The following is a 16,937-nucleotide window of genomic DNA, read 5'->3' on the forward strand; positions in this document are numbered from 1 at the left end:
ATGCAACCGATCCCCGCCGCTGAGGTGGGCCGTCTCGCCCAGCAGGTGCTCGACCGGGTCGGCACCGTGATGGTCGGCAAGCGCGACTCGCTGGAGCTGGTGCTGGCGGGCATTCTCGCCGGCGGCCACGTGCTGCTGGAGGACCTGCCCGGGCTGGGCAAGACGCTGACCGCGCGCACCTTCGCCCAAGTGCTGGGCCTGGACTTCCGCCGCCTGCAGTTCACGCCCGACCTGCTGCCCGCGGACGTGACCGGCTCGTTCCTGTACGACCAGCGCACCCACGACTTCACCTTCCGGGCCGGCCCGGTCTTCACGAACCTGCTGCTCGCCGACGAGATCAACCGCACGCCGCCGAAGACGCAGGCGGCGCTGCTGGAGGCGATGCAGGAGAAGCAGGTCTCCGTCGAGGGCGTGACCTACCGCCTGGAGGCGCCGTTCCACGTGCTCGCCACCGCCAACCCGATCGAGTACGAGGGCACCTACCCGCTGCCCGAGGCGCAGCTGGACCGCTTCATGCTGCGCGTCTCGTTCGGCTACCCGGAGGCCGACGAGGAGCTCAACGTGCTGCGTCGGCGTATGGTCCGCCGCCAGGAGGAGTCCGAGGTCGAGCCGGTCGTCGACGCGCCCACGCTGCTGCGCATGCAGGCCGGCCTGGAGCAGATCGAGGTCGAGGACTCCATCTGCCGCTACCTGGTGTCGCTGGCCGCGGCCACCCGCGAGCACCCCGCGGTGCTGGTCGGCTCCTCGCCGCGCGGCTCGCTGGCCCTGCTGCTGCTGTCGCGGGCACGGGCGGCGCTCGCCGGGCGGGACTACGTCATCCCCGAGGACGTGAAGGGGGTCGCGCTGCCCGCGCTGGCGCACCGGATCACGCTGCGGCCGGAGATGTGGCTCAAGCGCATCGATCCGGTCTCGGTGGTGGCCGAGGTGCTGTCCGCGACGCCGGCCCCGGTCAGCGGCGCGCTGCCGAGCCACGCCGCGGCCCCGGGCCGGCAGCCGACCCCTGGTCGCCGGCTCGCGGAGTTAGAGGACGAGCTGCTGGAGCCGCCGTACCGGTCGACCGGGCTGCGAGGCTGACGTGTCCCAGGGAGCCTCCCCCGAGGGCGACCTGGAGCCCGTCGCGTCCACCGACACCGGCGACAACTGGGCGCCTACCCGGGCGCTGGGCCGGGCGGTGCTGGTGGCGGGCCTGCTGCTGGTCGCCGCCGTGCTGCTGGGCCGTACGGACCTGGTGATCCTCGCCGCGCCGCTGGCGCTGAGCGTGGCGTTCGCGCTGGCCAAACGGCCGCGAACGCTACCGGGGCTGCGGCTGTCCACGGTCGAGTCGTTCCCGGTCGAGGGCGGTGACCTCGGCGCGACCGTCGAGGTCGAGAACCGCGACGTCACAGGGTACGACCTGACCGTGGTGCAACTGCAGCACTCGCCCTGGCTGCGGCTGGAGGGCGGGGCCGCCGACGCGGGTCCGTCCCGGCGCGGCGGCAACCGTCCGTACGTGACCCTGGTGCCACGCGGTGTGGCGACCGCCGTCGAGCTGGCCGGACCAGCCGTGCGCTGGGGACGGCACTGGCTGGGCCCGGCGTCGGCACACGCGGTCGCCGGGGACGGGCTGCTGGTCAGCCGGGCCGTGGTGACCGGCGCGCTGGGTGTGAAGGTGTACCCCCTGACCGACCCGTTCAAGGCCGACGAGGCGATGCCCCGGGCGGCCGGCCTGGTCGGCCAGCACCGCTCGCGGCGGCCCGGCGAGGGCGGCGAGCTGGCGGGCGTACGCCAGTTCGGCCCCGGCGACCGGCTGCGCCGCGTCGACTGGCGGGTGTCCCTGCGCACCGAGCGCCTGCACGTGGCGGCGACGCTGTCCGACCGTGACGCCGAGGTGGTGGTCCTGCTCGACCTGCTGGCCGACGCGGGCCGGTCCGGCGGCATCGGCGGCGCCTCCTCGGTGCTGGACCGTTCCGTGCGCGCGGCGGCCGCGATCGCCGAGCACTACCTGCACCGCGGCGACCGGGTCTCGGTCCTGGAGTACGGCGCGCAGGCCCGCCGGCTGCGCCCGGCCAGTGGCCGCAGGCAATACCTGACCGTGCTGGAGTGGCTGCTGGACGCCCACCCGAGCCCGACCGCGCAGGAGCGGGGCGGTGCGCAGCTCGCCGCGGGCATCTCCGCGGCGGCGCTGGTCGTCGTGCTCACCCCGCTGCTGGACGCCCGGTCGGCATCGATGCTGGCGGGCCTGGCCCGCTCCGGGCGCTTCGTGGTGGCCGTGGACACGCTGCCCTCCGACCTGACCTCGCCGCCGGTGAACACCTGGAGCGACGTGTCATACCGGCTGTGGAAGGCCGAACGGGAGAACACCATGGGGCAGCTGGGCGAGCACGGCGTGCCGGTGGTCGCCTGGGCGGGCGCGGGCAGCCTGGACGCCGTGCTGCGGGACGTGTCGCGGCTGGCCGCCGCGCCGAAGGCGGTGCTGCGGTGAAACAGCTGCTGACGCAGGTTCGCGACCTGGGGCGGATCACCGGCGGCCCGCTGCTGGTGCGCGGGATCGTCTTCGTGGCGGCCGTCACCGGCCTGCTGCTGGCCGCGCCGGGCGGGCTGCCCGCGCGGATGATGCTCGGCTTCCTCGTCCTGGCCGCCGTGCCCGCGATCGCGCCGGGCGGGGTGGCGGTGACCCTGGTGATGCTGGCGACGGTCGCGATGTGGCTGGCCGACACGATGCTGTTCCTGGCCGAGCCGTCGATGGGGCGGCTGCTGGGCACCGCGGCGGCGCTCTACCTGCTGCACAACGCGGCGGCCCTGGCGGCCGTGCTGCCCTACGACGCGATCGTGGACAACCAGGTGCTGCTGCGCTGGGCGGTGCGCTCGGCGCTGGTGCTCGGGGCGGCCGGGGGGCTCACCATCGTGCTGGTGACGGTGCTGCCGGGCATGTACATCACCACACCGACGGTGGCGCTGGTGGTCGGCCTGGCCGTGGTGGCGGCCGCCGTGGCGCTGCTCACTCGGCTGGGCAAGCGGCCCTGATCAGGGGGCGTGACGGCCGTCGCTGTCCGGGATCACAGGCATCGGCGCTGATCAGGGCGATGCCACGGCGGTAGCGTGAATGTGTGAAGCCTGTACGGATCCTGGTGGTGGGTGCCGGCCACGTCGGCCTCTATGCCGCCCTACGCCTGTCCAGCAAGTTGCGCTCGACCGAGGCTGAGGTCACGGTCGTCGACCCGCAGCCGCACATGACCTACCAGCCGTTCCTCCCCGAGGCAGCGGCAGGCAACATCTCCCCCCGGCACACTGTCGTGCCGCTGCGCCGGGAGCTGCGCGACTGCAAGATCGTGCACGGGGCGGTGACGAAGGTCGAGCACTCCCGCAAGGTCGCCACGGTGCAGCCGGTGGTGGGTCCGTCCCGGGAGATCCCGTACGACCACATCATCGTCGCGCCCGGCAGCGTCTCCCGCACGCTGCCGATCCCGGGCCTGCGCGAGCACGCGGTCGGCTTCAAGACCATCGGTGAGGCCATCTGGCTGCGCAACCACGTGCTGGAGTGCCTCGACATCGCGGCCGCCACGACCGACCCGCAGACGCGGCAGCGCGCGCTGACCTTCGTGGTCGTCGGCGCCGGCTTCGCCGGGGTCGAGGCGCTGGGCGAGATGGAGGACATGGCACGCGACGCGCTGCGCTACTACCCGGAGCTGAAGGCCGACGACATGCACTGGGTGCTGGTCGAGGCGACGCAGCGGGTGCTGCCCGAGGTCGGGCCGCAGATGGGCGCGTACACGGTCGAGGCGCTGCTCAAGCGCAACATGGACCTGCGCCTGGGCACCCGGCTGGAGTCCTGCGTCGACGGCGTGGTGAAGCTGTCGGACGGCGGCGAGTTCGCCGCGGACACCATCGTGTGGACCGCGGGCGTCAAGGCGCACCCGATGATCGCCGCGACGGACCTGCCTCGCAACGCCCAGGGCAAGCTCACCTGTGACCCGACGCTGCGGGTCGTCGACGGCGACCAGGTCGTCGAGGGCGCGTGGAGCTCCGGCGACTGCGCGGCGGTGCCCGACCTGACCGCCGCCGCGGGCGAGATGTGCTCGCCGAGCGCGCAGCACGCGGTGCGCCAGGCGCGCCTGCTGGCCGACAACCTGATCGCCACCGTGCGCGGCAGGGGCATCCGGGAGTACCGGCACAAGCACGTCGGTTCGGTGGCCAGCCTCGGCCTGCACAAGGGCGTGGCGCACGTGTACGGCTTCAAGGCCAAGGGCTGGCCCGCCTGGTTCATGCACCGCACGTACCACATGAGCCGCATTCCGTCGCTGAACCGCAAGGTCCGTGTGATCGCCGACTGGACCCTGGCCCTGTTCCTGAAGCGCGAAGTCGTCTCCCTGGGCGCCCTGCACCAGCCCATGGACCCCTTCGCCCAGGTCACCCAACCCACCCAACAGCCGTAACATGGCGCCCGCCTCCGCGGGCGCGGGCATCCGGCCTTGAAGCCGGGCTGTGCTCGCCGGTCGCTCGTCCGCTGCGCGGACTTCCGCTCCTGGCGAGCGCGCCCGGCGGCCGGATGCCGGTTGGTGGCCGCGCCTAAGGCATCGTCACCAGGTGCGGGGCCAGTAGAGGACGTCGGCGGACGGGGTGCCGGGGCCGAGGAGGGCTTCCAGGGTGCGCTGGAGTTCGGCGTGGCGGGGGTGTCCGGGGGTGAGCACCACGCACGCGGCGTTCCACATGGTGAGGTCCTTGCGGGCGTCCAGGCGGTGGTCGTCGTTGATCGCGGGCACCACCCCGGTGCGCGCCACCTCGGACAGCACCCAGGACGTCGTCCGCTTCTGGATGCCCATGGTCGCCTTGCCATCCGGCCCGTGCGGGCCGATGAAGAAGCCCTCGGGCAGGGCGAACGCGGTCAGCGCCGAGGTCGCGTAGCGCATCGGCAGGGGCTGCTCCGGGGTCGGCAGCGGCACCGGGACGATGACGTCGCCGTCCGTGGCGCACTGCCGCCACAGGCCGTCGGCGAAGAACACCGGCACCGCGGGCCGGTCCTTGGTCGGCAGCGGGGTCGGGAACAGCGGCAGCAGCGCCGCGGCGACCAGCGCCGGGACGCCGACCCGCACGCCGCGCAGGTCCGACCGCGCGGCCTGCCGCAGTGCCAGCACCAGCAGCACGGCCAGCAGCGGGATCGCGGCCAGGGCGAAGCGCATCGGCAGCGCGCCGTCAACCACCGGCAGGTGCATGAGCAGCCGGTACGGGCCCGGCAGCGGGGTGCGCTCGTGCTGCAGCGTGACCTGCGGGCCCAGCGCCAGCGCGCTCATCGCCAGCGCGCCCGCGCCGCAGGCCGCCGCGAGCGCGTCACGGCGCAGCCAGACCAGCAGCCCGAGCGACAGCAGCACCAGCGGCCAGCCCAGGAACGTGTTGTATTCGGCCGGGCCGGTGGTCAGCTTCGCCGCCGTGTCGTCGCCGGCCAGCGTGAGCGGCGAGAACGCGGTGAACCCGGCCAGGTCGGCGGAGAAGTAGTGGGGGCTGAACACCCCGTCGGAGACCGACTGCGGGCCCTTGAACTGGACCCACAGCGGATACGCCAGCAGCGCGACGGCCACCGCGACGGCGAGGGACAGCCCGGCGGCGAAGCGGGCCAGCACCGCCCGGGGCGGCCGGACGATCGCCACGTAGGTCACGGTCACGATGGCCAGCGCGAGCGCGGTGAGGAACAGGGTCTCCTCGCCGATGAACACCTGCAGACTGACCAGCACGCCGAACAGCACGCCGCACGCGATGAACCGGCGCGGCCGGGCGGTGCCGGAGCGGGCCGCCCGGGCCAGCTCGACGACGCACCACAGCATCGGCGGGATCAGCCACTGCGCGGTCATGTGCAGGTGGCTGTTGGACTGCGAGACCATGCCCGGGGCGAAACCGCAGAACGCCGCGCCCACGGCGGCCGCGATCCGGCTCGCGCCGAGCGTGCGGTGCAGCAGCAGATACCAGGCGATCGCGGTGCCGGCCAGGTTGAGCGCGACCAGCAGCGCGAACGTGGTGGCCGCGCCGTATGCGGCGGTGACCGGGGCGAGCAGGCCGCCGAGCAGGATGACCGTGGTGTTGGCGAGCAGGTTGACCCCGTACGGCGCGTTGAGGCGGTCGGTGACGAGGGAGAAGTCGCCGCTCCACAGCATCGTGTCGTGGGCCAGGAACCACTCGTAGAGGATCTGGTCGGGCGGGTTGAGGGCGAGCGTGCGGGTGTCCGGGTCCGGCCAGAGTCCGAGGGTGAGCCAGCCGGCGAGGGCCAGGAAGGCCAGGCAGGCGAGGACGTCGCGGGTCCACTCGTGCCGCCGGATGGGCCGCCCTGCCGCGGACACGTCCGTACCACCCCGTTGGCCAGGCAGTACGGCGTCTTCCGGGGCGGTGGTGAGGGCGGGCGCGGTGCTCGTCACGCGCTTGACCCTAGCGCTTCGGGTACGCCCGCGGCCTGTCGGCCGCTGTGCTCACGTTCTCCGGATAGCGACAACGGGCGTGCTTCGAGCCGGGGGGAACCGCTACCGTGGCAGGGCACAGCTACGCGTACACGCGCCCGGGTGGTGGAACGGCAGACACGGTTGCCTTAAAAGCGACTGCCGAAAGGCGTGCGGGTTCGACCCCCGCCCCGGGCACCAGCAGGACCTCGGTGATGCGCGCCGGCGTGTACGAATGGCATCGGCGCGGGCCGGTCGCCGAGCGCGCGAATGGCGTGGCGAAAAGCTTCAGAAATAGTGACGCGCTCCGATCGCCTGCCACGGGGGAAGCGGGCGATTGGAGCGCGTTGTGGACGACTATAGCGAGCGTCCGGCGGTCTGTCACCCCTTGGTTGCCTGCTTTTCGCGCCGATTTTCCCGCGGCGTGGTATCGGTCGATGGCCGCACTGTGGTGACGCGAATTCGCAGGCCTTCTATTAGGTTTCATTAAGGATCGGGCGCGGCGATTGTCCCGCCCCGGCATCGGTCCTGTCGCGAGCGTGTCGATGCGGTACCGGCACGCAGCCGGCGGAAGAAGCCGGGTCGCTCGGTGGAGCCGGGCGACCCCCGCTCCGCCCAAGGTGATCTCCGACACCACGGCGGCGGCCGCCGCCTGCAAAACGGTCCGAAAACTGTGATCTCCGCGCGTGCGCTGATCCGCTACTCTGTCGGCACATTCCCTGTGGAGGAGGCGAGACCCGCTGTGAAGAGTTCCAACCCGGTGCTCAGCCGCATCAGTGCGGCGGCGCAGCAGCCCCGGTATACCGTGCCGGGCCAGGGCGCCCCGGCGGGTTACCCGGCGGACGGCGGTTACCCGGAGGTCGTCCAGTCCGGACACGTCGACCGGATGACCCTCGATGACGTGGTCGTCAAGACCGTGACGCTGATCGCGCTGACCGCGATCTCCGCGGCGATCTCGGCGGCCGTCGTGCCGTGGGAGGCGCTCTCGCCGGTCTGGTACACCTCGATGTTCGTCGGGGTCGCGATCGGCCTGGTCATCTCGTTCGCCCAGGTGACCAACCCGATCGTGATCTGCGCATACGCCGTCATCGAGGGCGTTTTCCTCGGCGTGGTGAGCAAGCTCTACAACCACGTCTTCGAGGGCATCGTCACGCAGGCGGTCATCGCCACGCTCGGGGTGTTCCTGATCATGGCTGCGCTGTACAAGCTCAAGATCGTGCGGGCCACCCCGAAGTTCATGAAGGTGGTCATCGGGGCCGCGGCCGGTCTGGCCATCGTCATCGTCGCCAACTTCGTGATCAGCATGATCACCGGCGTGGCGGGCCCGCTGCGTGACGGCGGCGGCATCGCGATCATCTTCTCGCTGGTCTGCATCGTCATCGCCGCGCTGATGTTCGTGGTCAACTTCAAGCAGATCGAGGACGGCATCGCCGCCGGGCTGCCCCGCAAGTACGGCTGGCTCGGCGCGTTCGGCATCCTCGTCGAGCTCATCTGGCTCTACCTGGAGATCCTGCGCCTGATCTCCTACTTCTCGGAAGACTGACCGGTGCGCCCCGAGCGGGGCGCACCCGACCACCGCCGCCCCGGGGACTGCCCCGGGGCGGCGGTCCGTTTTCCCGGCCGGGACAATCGGTGGCGTGAGCATCGAGCAGCTGGCGCGCGCCGTCGACCTCCTGGACAACCAGGTCGGACACTGGACCCCGGCGCGCTGGCGCGACCAGGGCGAACCGTTGCACAAGCTGATCCAGCGCCTCGCCGACCAGGCCGCGGACCTCTCCGGCGCCCCGCGCCGCGACGTGCCCCGGCTGTCCGATCTGGCCCTGCCCGACCAGCTCAAGGTCGTCGTCGCCGACCTCGCCGCCGCGGCCCCACCCGACGAGATCACCTCAGCCGCCGCCGACGAGATCGCCGCCCTCCGCCACACCCTCACCTGACGAAGGAAGGGCACCTTCTTAACGGAATCCGTGGAGGAAGGTGCCCTTCTTGACAGCCCACCGGGCGTGGGGTGCGGGGGTGGGTCAGGAGAGGCGCTCGATGACCATCGCCATGCCCTGGCCGCCGCCGACACACATGGTCTCCAGGCCGATGCTCTTGTCGTGCCACTGCAGGTTGTTGATCAGCGTGCCGGTGATGCGGGCGCCGGTCATGCCGAACGGGTGACCGACGGCGATCGCCCCGCCCATCACGTTCACCTTCTCCAGCGGCAGGCCCAGCTCGCGATACGACGGGATGACCTGGGCCGCGAAGGCCTCGTTGATCTCGGCGAGGTCGACGTCGTCGATGGTCATGCCGGCCCGCTTGAGCGCCTGGCGGGTCGCCTCGACCGGGCCGATGCCCATGATCTCGGGGCTCATCGCGGTGACGCCGGTGGACACGATCCGCGCCAGCGGGGTGAGCCCGAGCTCGCGGGCCCGGCTGTCACTCATGATCACGACCGCGGCCGCGCCGTCGTTGAGCGGGCAGCAGTTGCCTGCGGTGATCCGGCCGTCGGGGCGGAACACCGGCTTCAGCCCGGCGGTGCCCTCGAGCGTCACTCCCGCCCGGGGGCCGTCGTCCTGGCTGACCACGGTGCCGTCGGGCAGCGTCACCGGGGTGATCTCGCGGGCCCAGAAGCCGTTCTTGATCGCCTGCTCGGCGAGGTTCTGCGACCGTACGCCGAAGGAGTCCATGTCCGCCCGGGTCACCCCGTGCAGTTGGGCCAGGTTCTCGGCGGTCTGGCCCATGGTCAGGTAGATGTCGGGCAGCTCGCCGGCCTCGCGGGGGTCGGTCCAGTCCTGGGTGCCGGCTCCGGCGCGCTGCACGGAGCGGGCCTGGGCCGCGTCGAAGCGCGGGTTGTTCCAGCTCCCGCCGACGGCGGCCGCGGCGTCCGGGGGCAGCCAGTCGGAGTTGCCCCGGGCATACCGGGACACCATCTCGACGCCCGCCGAGATGAAGACGTCGCCCTCGCCCGCCTTGATCGCGTGGAACGCCATCCGGCTGGTCTGCAGCGAGGACGCGCAGTAACGGGTGACCGTGGCGGCGGGCAGCGAGTCCAGGCCGAGCAGGGTGGAGACCACCTTGCCCATGTTGAAGCCCTGCTCGCCGCCGGGCAGGCCGCAGCCCAGGTAGAGGTCGTCGATCTCGGCCGGGTCCAGGGCCGGGATCTTGTCCAGGGCGGCCTGGATGATGGTGGCGGTGAGGTCGTCCGCGCGCAGGTCCTTCAGGGAGCCCTTGCCGGCCCGGCCGATGGGGGACCGGGCGGTGGCGACGATGACAGCATCTGACATGAACGAACGTTAACTCGCCGGTAACTTGCCCCACCAGACCGGGTGAGAAAGTCATCAGCCTGCCGCGGAGCGCGACCGCGGGTCAGGGCAGGCGGGGGATTACTCCGGCGGCGTGGGCGACGGCCGGGAGCAGGGCGTACGCCCACACCCGGTAGCCGTCCGCGGAAGGGTGGTAGCGGTCGACGGACAGCGTGTTCGGGTCGGCGCGGAACACCGGGCCGGTCTCGGCGGCCAGGTCCACCACGGCCCCGCCGGCGGCGTGCACGGCGCGCACCTGCGCCCGTGCCACCCGGCGCCCCAGGAAGCCGACGACCTGGCGCAGCGGCGGCGCGATGGCGCGGGCCGCGCCCAGATCGGGGCAGGTGCCCACGACGACCTCGACCCCGGCCTCACGCAGCCGGCGCACCGCCGCCCCCAGGTAGGCCGCCGCGTCCGCCGGGCGGCGCAGCGTGATCGCGTCGTTGCCGCCGACCAGGATCACCGCGACGTCCGGGCGGTCGCCCAGCAGGCACCGGGCCACCTGGGTGGCCAGGTCCGACGAGCGGGACCCGGCGACGCCGACGCTGGACAGCGCCACGGCCTGCACCGGGCCGCCCTTGCCGGACTCGCCTCCGGACAGCAGCGCGGCCAGCTGGCCGCCGACGGTGTCGGCGACCCGGTCCACGCCGACGCCCAGGGCGGCGGAGTCGCCGAGCATGACCAGCCGCAGCGGGGTGGCGTTGTCCGCGCCCACGGTGGTGCGCAGCGCGAGGCCCAGCCCCGGCTTGGCGTACCGGCGGCTGCGCGCCACCACCGCCTCGGCCGCCAGCAGCGCCGCGCCGCCCACCGTGCCCGCGATGAGCGTGATCGCGGCGGCCTTCCCGATCCTCCGTGCCACCGAACTCATGCCTGCTCCACTACGTTCGCCCGGTCTGCCAGGCCGGCTGGAGCCTCGCCCTGGCGGACGACCTCCCACATGCGGCGGCGCAGCTGCGCCCACCGGCCGGCCGGGCCGCGATCACGGCCGTCGACGCGTACGCCGCTCACCTCGGTGCCGGCGTGGCGCGCCGCCTCGACCGCGGCCTGTGGCAGCGACCGTACCCCGTCCACGGCGGTTCGTGCGCCCGCTTCCACGCGCTGTGGTCCGGCGGGGCTGCGCAGGGCGGCCACCACCGTCGGCAGCAGCACCGACGCGGCCAGCGCGTAGCCCTCCGCGGACGGGTGGAAGCGGTCCCGGGCGAACAGCCGGTGCGGCTGCGCGGAGAACGTCGGCCCGAGCAGCTCGCCCAGGGACACGGTGCGGCCCCCGGCCTCCACCACGGCGACGGTCTGCGCCGCGGCGAGCTGGCGGCTCCAGCTGCGGGCCAGCCAGCGCAGCGGGGGCCGGATGGGCTGCACCGCGCCGAGGTCGGGGCAGGTGCCCACGACGACGGTGGCACCGGCCTCGCGCAGCCGCCGCACCGAGTCGGCGAGGTGGCGTACGGACGCGGCCTGCCCGGCCCGGTGGGTGATGTCGTTGGCTCCGATCAGGATCACGGCCAGGTCGGGACGCAGTTCGAGAGCCTCTTCCACCTGGTGCACCAGCATTCCCGAGGTCGCGCCGACCACGGCCAGGCTGTGCAGCCGCACCGGCCTTTCCAGACGCCGGGACAGCCCGGTGGCGATCAGCGCGGCAGGGGTCTGCCGGGCCCGCAGCGCGCCGAACCCGGCCGCCGAGGAGTCGCCGAGCATGGCCATGTGCACCGGCTCGCCGCCGAACCGGCCGCCGTAGAGGCCGTCCGAGCGCGGCGGCGGGGCCTGCGCGATGGGGATGGTGCGCCGGGCGGCCTCGACCTGGCCGAGCAGCACCCCGACGGTGGCCAGGCCGAGCGCGGTCAGCGCCCCTCCGCCGTAGACGGCCAGCCGGGCCAGATCCCTGCCGCGACGCTGTGCCGCGGTGGCGCTCAGCGCAGTACGCTCGCTCATAGTGAACCCGCCTCACTCGGGAGACCCGTCGGGGAATCCTCTCTGAGGCTCCTACGTACCCAGCGGATCGTCAGCTGGTAACGCTCGCTCATGCGAGAAAGGTAGCGCTCTTCGGTTGCGCTCGGATGGAGGCGAGATGGGACGCACATTGCGTCGTACCGCAGCGTTCACTGCGCTGTGGAAGGCACTCATCACGGGAAACGGCAGCAACGCCAGCTTGGCGGACCGGTTGGGCGCGATGCCGCGCATGGTGCTGGCCACGCTGCGCGGCCGGTACGACGGCTTGGGCAGGATCATGGCGATCACCGCGGCCACGGTGTACGTGGTCTCCCCGATCGACATGGTTCCCGAGGCGTTCCTCCTGGTGCTCGGCCTGGCCGACGACGTGATCATCGTCAGCTGGATCGCCGGGGCACTGATCAGCGAGACCGATCGCTTCCTCATGTGGGAGAACGGCGTCAAGGCGCCCGTCGGCGGTCCGGTCATCGACGGCGACGTCGCTTAACGGGGATTAACCGCCGGTCTACGCTTGACGCGTGCGCTACTACGAGAACGTCGTCGAGCTGATCGGTAACACCCCGCTGGTCAAGCTCCGGAATGTCACCGATCCCGGCGGCCCCACCGTGCTCGCCAAGGTCGAATATATGAACCCGGGCGGGTCGGTCAAGGACCGCATCGCCGTGCGGATGGTCGAGGCGGCCGAGCGGGACGGCCTGCTCAAGCCCGGCGGCACCATCGTCGAGCCGACCAGTGGCAACACCGGGGTCGGGCTGGCGCTGGTCGCCCAGCTCAAGGGGTACAAGTGCGTCTTCGTCTGCCCCGACAAGGTCAGCGAGGACAAGCAGAACGTGCTGCGGGCGTACGGCGCCGAGGTCGTGGTCTGCCCGACCGCGGTCGCGCCCGAGGACCCGCGGTCCTACTACAACGTCTCGGACCGGCTGGCCCGTGAGATCCCGGGCGCGTGGAAGCCGAACCAGTACTCGAACCCGAACAACCCGCTCTCGCACTACGAGCAGACCGGCCCGGAGCTGTGGGAGCAGACCGACGGCCGGATCACGCACTTCGTGGCAGGCGTCGGCACCGGTGGCACCATCAGCGGCATCGGCCGCTACCTCAAGGAGGTCTCCCAGGGCCGCGTGAAGATCATCGGCGCGGACCCGGAGGGCTCGGTCTACTCCGGCGGCACCGGGCGGCCGTACCTGGTCGAGGGCGTCGGCGAGGACTTCTGGCCGGAGACCTACGACCGGACCGTATGCGACGAGATCGTCGAGGTCACCGACAAGGAGTCGTTCGCGATGACCCGGCGGCTGGCCCGCGAGGAGGGCCTGCTGGTCGGCGGCTCCTGCGGGATGGCCGCGGTCGCCGCGCTGAAGGTCGCTGCCCAGGCCGGGCCGGACGACGTGGTCGTGGTGCTGCTGCCCGACGGCGGCCGCGGCTACCTGTCGAAGCTGTTCAACGACGATTGGATGGCCCGCTACGGCTTCCTGCGCACGGACGAGCACGGCGCGACCGTCGCCGACATCCTCACCGCCAAGTCGCACACCAAGGGCGCGCTGCCGGAGCTGATCCACGTGCACCCGACCGAGACCGTGCGCGACGCCATCGACATCATGCGCGAGTACGGCGTCTCCCAGCTGCCGGTGCTGAAGGCAGAACCGCCCGTCGTCACCGGTGAGGTGGCCGGGGCGGTGGCCGAGAAGGACCTGCTGGACGCGCTGTTCACCGGCGCGGCCGCGCTGCACGACCCGCTGGACCGGCACGTCGGCCCGGCGCTGCCGATGATCGGCGGCGGCCAGCCGGTGGCCGAGATCGTGGCGCTGCTGGAGAAGGCCGACGCGGCGATGGTCCTGATCGACGGCAAGCCCCATGGTGTGCTCACCCGCCAGGACCTGCTGGCCCAGCTGGGCTGAGCCGACGGTGGTGCGGAGCTCTCGTGGCGGGCTCCGCACCACGCGGCACCGGGTCGGACAGTCATGCCGGTGTGTCGGAAACGCCACTTTCACGATCGACGTGCGGCGGCGGGCTACCCTCCGGACATGCGGAGGCCGAACGCGCTGAGCCGCTGGGTGCGCCGGAGTGCCGGCGCGCCTGGACGAGCCGTGCGCGGGGTGCTGCTCACGCTGCCGCTGGCGCTGGTGCTCGCCACCGCGCCCGCCCGTGCGGGCGCGCCGGCCCCGGATCCGGTGGACCTCGAACGGTCGATGTCGCTGGCCACCTGTGCCCCCAACGTCGACCTGCGCGGCCCCGACGGCCAGCCGCTGCCCCGCCCGCTGGCACGCGGCGTCCGGGCGCTGCTGTACCTGCGCCAGGACCAGACGAACGTGCTCACCCTGCGCTCGGGCGAGCTCAACCGGATCGCCGAACTGATCCTCGCCACGCCGCCCACCGAGTCCGCGCCGCTGCTGGTGAACGTGGACACCCGGCTGGTCGACGACCGCGTGGCCTGGGTCGTGCCCCGGGTGACCGACATCGGCGGCGGCCCGGTCGACAGCGTGGTCTGGCACTTCCCCAGTGCGGTGCGCATCCTGGTGACCGGTCCGCAGGCCCCCGGCGTGATCTTCGCCCCGCGGGCCGAGGTGCTCGTCGCACCGAGCCCACCGCCCTCGCCGAGCCCTTCGCCCAGCCCGTCGCCCGTGCCCAGCCTGTCGCCGGCCGCCCCGCCGTCACCCTCCGGATCCCGGGCGCCCGCGGGCCCGGTCGGGGGGCCGCCCGCCGAGCCGGGACTGCTCCTGGCGGCCGCCCGGCCGGTGGCCATGCGGGCCGTCCCGCCGGCGGTGCGCGCCGCCCCCGTCGTGCTGCCCGCCGGGCTGGACTGCGCTCCGCCGCCGTCGGCCTCGCCGAGCCCGTCGGCCACCGCGGACCCCAGCCCCGCGCCGGGGTCGGGCGTTCCCGAGCCGGGCGCAACCGTTTCGGCGGTGGCGTCGGCCAAGCCGGTGAGTGAGCGGCTGACGGCACTGGCGTCACGCCCTGTTACGTGGTTCGGGGTCGCCGGGTTGTTGCTGGGGCTGGCCCTGCTTATCGCAGTTGTCGCTGGTAGTCGGGCACGTCGCAGGTTCCGTTAGCCCGTTTCGGCGGCAGTCGCACAGCCTGTGCGACTGGTCTGCTTGTGGCGAGTGTTGACTAAGCGTACGGAAGCGGCAGTGCTACCGAGGGGAGAGTGGATCGTGGTCACCGTCGACCATGCACCACCCACCGAGACCAGCCACATCGAACCCTCCGACATAACCGACCACCTGCTGTGGCGCGACGCGCAGCAGATGCTGGGGCGGCACAACAGACCTGACGACGATCATCTCTGCAACTGGTGCGGTCAGCATTGGCCGTGCCCGCCACGAAAGCTGGCCGAGCGCGCGGAAGCCGCGGCCAGCAGGCACTGGCGGGAGGCCTGGACCGTGCGGCACGACATCAACGGGATGCGTTCCCTGCCCGCCTGGCGTGCCGACCTTGGCGAGCGTGGCGGCTCCATCATGCGAAACGGCACCCGCAGGGGCCTCTTCGACTAACCAACCACAGGGTGTTCCGATGCCCCGCCGTCCCCCGGCACGTGGTCATCGGGCCCCGTCCCAGCGGCGACGCCGTTGCGCTCCGCCAGCGTAGGCGTGCCGCGTGCATCTGTACGGCTGATCGGGAGTCGACATGCCTCCGTCGACTCCAAGCGCCTCCGGCCAGGCGTTCTCCCCAGTCGTACGGATGCGTCAGTGGGCGAGGGTACGTGGTCTCCGGTTCCCCGCAGTCCGGTCACGTACCCTCGCCCCGAACCGTTTCCGGGCAAGGGCAGGCCGTTCCGGTCACCGGCGCGGTGGCACCGCGATCCGGGCCAGCTCCTCGGCCACCACGATCTCCCCGTCGAAATGCGCCGCGGCCTCGTGGCCGAACACGGCCGCGTCCGGGTGCCGCTGGGAGAAGTGGGTGAGCACGAGCTTGCGTACGCCCGCCTCGGTGGCGATCCGGGCGGCCTGCGCCGCCGTGAGGTGACCGGCCTCCGCCGCCAGCGCCGCCTCCGACTCCAGGAACGTCGACTCGATGACGAGCAGGTCGGCATCCGCGGCCAGCTGGATCGCGGCGTCGCACCAGCCGGTGTCCATCACGAATGCGGCCACCTGCCCCAGGCGCGGCTCGCTGACCTCGTCGAGGGTCACCAGGCGGCCGTCGGCCACCACCGTGCCCACCCGCTGCAGCACGCCGACGTCCGGCCCGCGTACGCCGAGCGCGGCCAGCCGCTCCGGCAGCATCCGCCGGCCGTCAGGCTCGGCCAGGCGGTAGCCGAACGACTCGACCGGATGCCGCAGCCGGCGCGCGCTGAGCGTGCCGAACGGGCCGGTGGCCAGCACGCCGTCCGCCTCGACCGGACACTCCGCGAGGCGGGCCTGGTCGTGGAAGTGGCTGGCGTGGCGCAGCCGTTGCAGGAACTCCGCGCCGGAGCCGGGGAAGTGGATCGGCACCTCGTGCGGCACCCGGTCCAGTGACAGCCGCTGCACGATGCCCGGCAGGCCGAGGCAGTGGTCGCCGTGGAAGTGCGTGACGCAGATCCGGGTGATGTCGCTCGCCGCGGCGCCCGCCAGCAGCAGCTGCCGCTGGGCGCCCTCGCCCGGGTCGAACAGGATGCCCTGGTCGTCCCAGCGCAGCAGGTAGCCGTTGTGCGCGCGCTGGCGGGTGGGCACCTGGCTCGCCGTGCCGAGCACGATCAGCTCCCGGCTCACCCGCGCCCCCACGCGGAGATCGTCTTCACCGGGGGAGGGTACCGCGCCGGAGACGCCCAGCGTTCTTCCAGCAAGGGCCGAGGTCGCGCCGACGTCGCCTGCCTAACGTCGCCGGGACAGGTCACGAAGGGGTACGCCCGCACAGGGCCACCAGGGGCAGGGGGACGAGGCGATGGGACACGACCACGAGGGCCAGCGGGTGAGCCGCCGGTCGATCTTCGCGGGGATCAGCTCGATCGGGCTGGGCAGCCTGCTCGCCGCATGCGGCGACGGCACGCCCGCCACGACGACCAGCGGCGAGGCGGTGTCGCCGGACGCGACCACCTCGGCGGACCTGACCGGCCTGTTCGCCGACGCCAACACGTGCCGGCTGTCGCCGTCCACCACGCAGGGGCCGTACTACTTCGACGCGGACAAGATCCGCAGTGACATCCGGGAGGACCGGGCCGGGAGCCGGCTGCGGGTGGTGCTGAGAGTCCAGGACAGCGAGCAGTGCAAGCCGCTGTCCAACGCGGTCGTGGAGATCTGGCACTGCGACGCGGCGGGCCTGTACTCCGGCGCGGAGTCGCTGTCCTCGGGCGGCGGCGGGCAGCCGGGCGCCGGTGGGCAGCCCGGTGGCGCCCCGCCCA

At 72.7% G+C, this 16,937-nt stretch carries 16 protein-coding genes and 1 tRNA gene; 12 read left to right on the forward strand and 5 right to left on the reverse strand.

The window, feature by feature from the left end:
- From F9C41_RS36935 to F9C41_RS36950, 4 genes are all read left to right on the forward strand, one after another.
- Complete coding sequence (locus F9C41_RS36935; RefSeq protein WP_155391482.1) at nucleotides 1–1,074, forward strand: AAA family ATPase; 1,074 nt, start codon at nucleotides 1–3, stop codon at nucleotides 1,072–1,074.
- 1 nt (nucleotide 1,075) lies between these two features.
- The gene (locus tag F9C41_RS36940) at nucleotides 1,076–2,461 is read left to right on the forward strand and encodes a DUF58 domain-containing protein (RefSeq protein ID WP_407924774.1); all 1,386 of its coding nucleotides are present in this window, start codon (nucleotides 1,076–1,078) and stop codon (nucleotides 2,459–2,461) included.
- Complete coding sequence (locus F9C41_RS36945) at nucleotides 2,458–3,003, forward strand: hypothetical protein (RefSeq protein WP_155391483.1); 546 nt, start codon at nucleotides 2,458–2,460, stop codon at nucleotides 3,001–3,003. Before F9C41_RS36940 ends, F9C41_RS36945 begins: the two co-directional genes overlap by 4 nt.
- Before the next feature lie 83 nt (nucleotides 3,004–3,086).
- On the forward strand, nucleotides 3,087–4,412 hold the full coding sequence (locus tag F9C41_RS36950; protein WP_155391484.1) for an NAD(P)/FAD-dependent oxidoreductase: 1,326 nt from the start codon (nucleotides 3,087–3,089) through the stop codon (nucleotides 4,410–4,412).
- 144 nt (nucleotides 4,413–4,556) lie between these two features.
- Here the strand turns inward: F9C41_RS36950 and F9C41_RS36955 are convergent, their stop codons facing one another.
- Entirely contained in the window at nucleotides 4,557–6,380 is a 1,824-nt protein-coding gene (locus F9C41_RS36955; RefSeq protein ID WP_155391485.1) for a hypothetical protein, read from the reverse strand.
- Nucleotides 6,381–6,515: 135 nt separating this feature from the next.
- Here F9C41_RS36955 and F9C41_RS36960 point away from each other — a divergent pair.
- The 3 genes from F9C41_RS36960 (at nucleotide 6,516) to F9C41_RS36970 (ending at nucleotide 8,332) form a co-directional block, all read left to right on the forward strand.
- Nucleotides 6,516–6,599: transfer RNA gene (locus F9C41_RS36960), tRNA-Leu, on the forward strand.
- A 541-nt stretch (nucleotides 6,600–7,140) separates the two neighbouring features.
- Nucleotides 7,141–7,941: a Bax inhibitor-1/YccA family protein gene (locus tag F9C41_RS36965; RefSeq protein WP_155391486.1), complete on the forward strand. Its 801-nt coding sequence runs from the start codon at nucleotides 7,141–7,143 to the stop codon at nucleotides 7,939–7,941.
- Between the two features lie 94 nt (nucleotides 7,942–8,035).
- The gene (locus F9C41_RS36970; RefSeq protein ID WP_155391487.1) at nucleotides 8,036–8,332 is read left to right on the forward strand and encodes a hypothetical protein; all 297 of its coding nucleotides are present in this window, start codon (nucleotides 8,036–8,038) and stop codon (nucleotides 8,330–8,332) included.
- An 84-nt stretch (nucleotides 8,333–8,416) separates the two neighbouring features.
- Here F9C41_RS36970 and F9C41_RS36975 read toward each other — a convergent pair whose 3' ends face one another.
- The 3 genes from F9C41_RS36975 to F9C41_RS36985 form a co-directional block, all read right to left on the reverse strand.
- Nucleotides 8,417–9,664 carry an acetyl-CoA C-acetyltransferase gene (locus F9C41_RS36975; protein ID WP_155391488.1) on the reverse strand — a complete coding sequence of 416 codons (1,248 nt, stop codon included), beginning with the start codon at nucleotides 9,662–9,664 and terminating at the stop codon, nucleotides 8,417–8,419.
- 82 nt (nucleotides 9,665–9,746) lie between these two features.
- Complete coding sequence (locus F9C41_RS36980) at nucleotides 9,747–10,550, reverse strand: SGNH/GDSL hydrolase family protein (RefSeq protein ID WP_155391489.1); 804 nt, start codon at nucleotides 10,548–10,550, stop codon at nucleotides 9,747–9,749.
- A complete protein-coding gene (locus F9C41_RS36985) occupies nucleotides 10,547–11,608 on the reverse strand; it encodes an SGNH/GDSL hydrolase family protein (RefSeq protein WP_155391490.1) in 1,062 nt (353 codons plus the stop codon). Before F9C41_RS36985 ends, F9C41_RS36980 begins: the two co-directional genes overlap by 4 nt.
- A gap of 136 nt (nucleotides 11,609–11,744) precedes the next feature.
- Between F9C41_RS36985 and F9C41_RS36990 the strand changes: the two genes are divergently transcribed.
- From F9C41_RS36990 to F9C41_RS37005, 4 genes are all read left to right on the forward strand, one after another.
- Nucleotides 11,745–12,113, forward strand: coding sequence for a YkvA family protein (locus F9C41_RS36990; protein WP_155391491.1), 369 nt, complete (start codon nucleotides 11,745–11,747; stop codon nucleotides 12,111–12,113).
- Nucleotides 12,114–12,144: 31 nt separating this feature from the next.
- Nucleotides 12,145–13,518: a cystathionine beta-synthase gene (locus F9C41_RS36995; RefSeq protein WP_155391492.1), complete on the forward strand. Its 1,374-nt coding sequence runs from the start codon at nucleotides 12,145–12,147 to the stop codon at nucleotides 13,516–13,518.
- 126 nt (nucleotides 13,519–13,644) lie between these two features.
- On the forward strand, nucleotides 13,645–14,670 hold the full coding sequence (locus F9C41_RS37000) for a choice-of-anchor A family protein (RefSeq protein WP_196280107.1): 1,026 nt from the start codon (nucleotides 13,645–13,647) through the stop codon (nucleotides 14,668–14,670).
- Between the two features lie 102 nt (nucleotides 14,671–14,772).
- The gene (locus tag F9C41_RS37005) at nucleotides 14,773–15,111 is read left to right on the forward strand and encodes a hypothetical protein (protein ID WP_230690286.1); all 339 of its coding nucleotides are present in this window, start codon (nucleotides 14,773–14,775) and stop codon (nucleotides 15,109–15,111) included.
- A 285-nt stretch (nucleotides 15,112–15,396) separates the two neighbouring features.
- Here the strand turns inward: F9C41_RS37005 and F9C41_RS37010 are convergent, their stop codons facing one another.
- Complete coding sequence (locus tag F9C41_RS37010) at nucleotides 15,397–16,320, reverse strand: ribonuclease Z (RefSeq protein ID WP_230690287.1); 924 nt, start codon at nucleotides 16,318–16,320, stop codon at nucleotides 15,397–15,399.
- Between the two features lie 160 nt (nucleotides 16,321–16,480).
- Between F9C41_RS37010 and F9C41_RS37015 the strand changes: the two genes are divergently transcribed.
- Nucleotides 16,481–16,937: dioxygenase family protein (locus F9C41_RS37015; protein ID WP_230690288.1), on the forward strand; the 457-nt coding region annotated here is incomplete at its 3' end.

Origin of the sequence: Catellatospora paridis, assembly GCF_009720365.1 — a bacterium.
Lineage (GTDB): Bacteria > Actinomycetota > Actinomycetes > Mycobacteriales > Micromonosporaceae > Catellatospora > Catellatospora paridis.

Excerpts from the sequence above, each read along its gene's own strand:
- F9C41_RS37000 (WP_196280107.1), top strand. The coding sequence starts at position 13,645 with ATGCGGAGGCCGAACGCGCTGAGCCGCTGGGTGCGCCGGAGTGCCGGC.
- F9C41_RS36985 (WP_155391490.1), bottom strand. The coding sequence starts at position 11,608 with ATGAGCGAGCGTACTGCGCTGAGCGCCACCGCGGCACAGCGTCGCGGC.
- F9C41_RS36975 (WP_155391488.1), bottom strand. The coding sequence starts at position 9,664 with ATGTCAGATGCTGTCATCGTCGCCACCGCCCGGTCCCCCATCGGCCGG.
- F9C41_RS36990 (WP_155391491.1), top strand. The coding sequence starts at position 11,745 with ATGGGACGCACATTGCGTCGTACCGCAGCGTTCACTGCGCTGTGGAAG.
- F9C41_RS36980 (WP_155391489.1), bottom strand. The coding sequence starts at position 10,550 with ATGAGTTCGGTGGCACGGAGGATCGGGAAGGCCGCCGCGATCACGCTC.
- F9C41_RS36935 (WP_155391482.1), top strand. The coding sequence starts at position 1 with ATGCAACCGATCCCCGCCGCTGAGGTGGGCCGTCTCGCCCAGCAGGTG.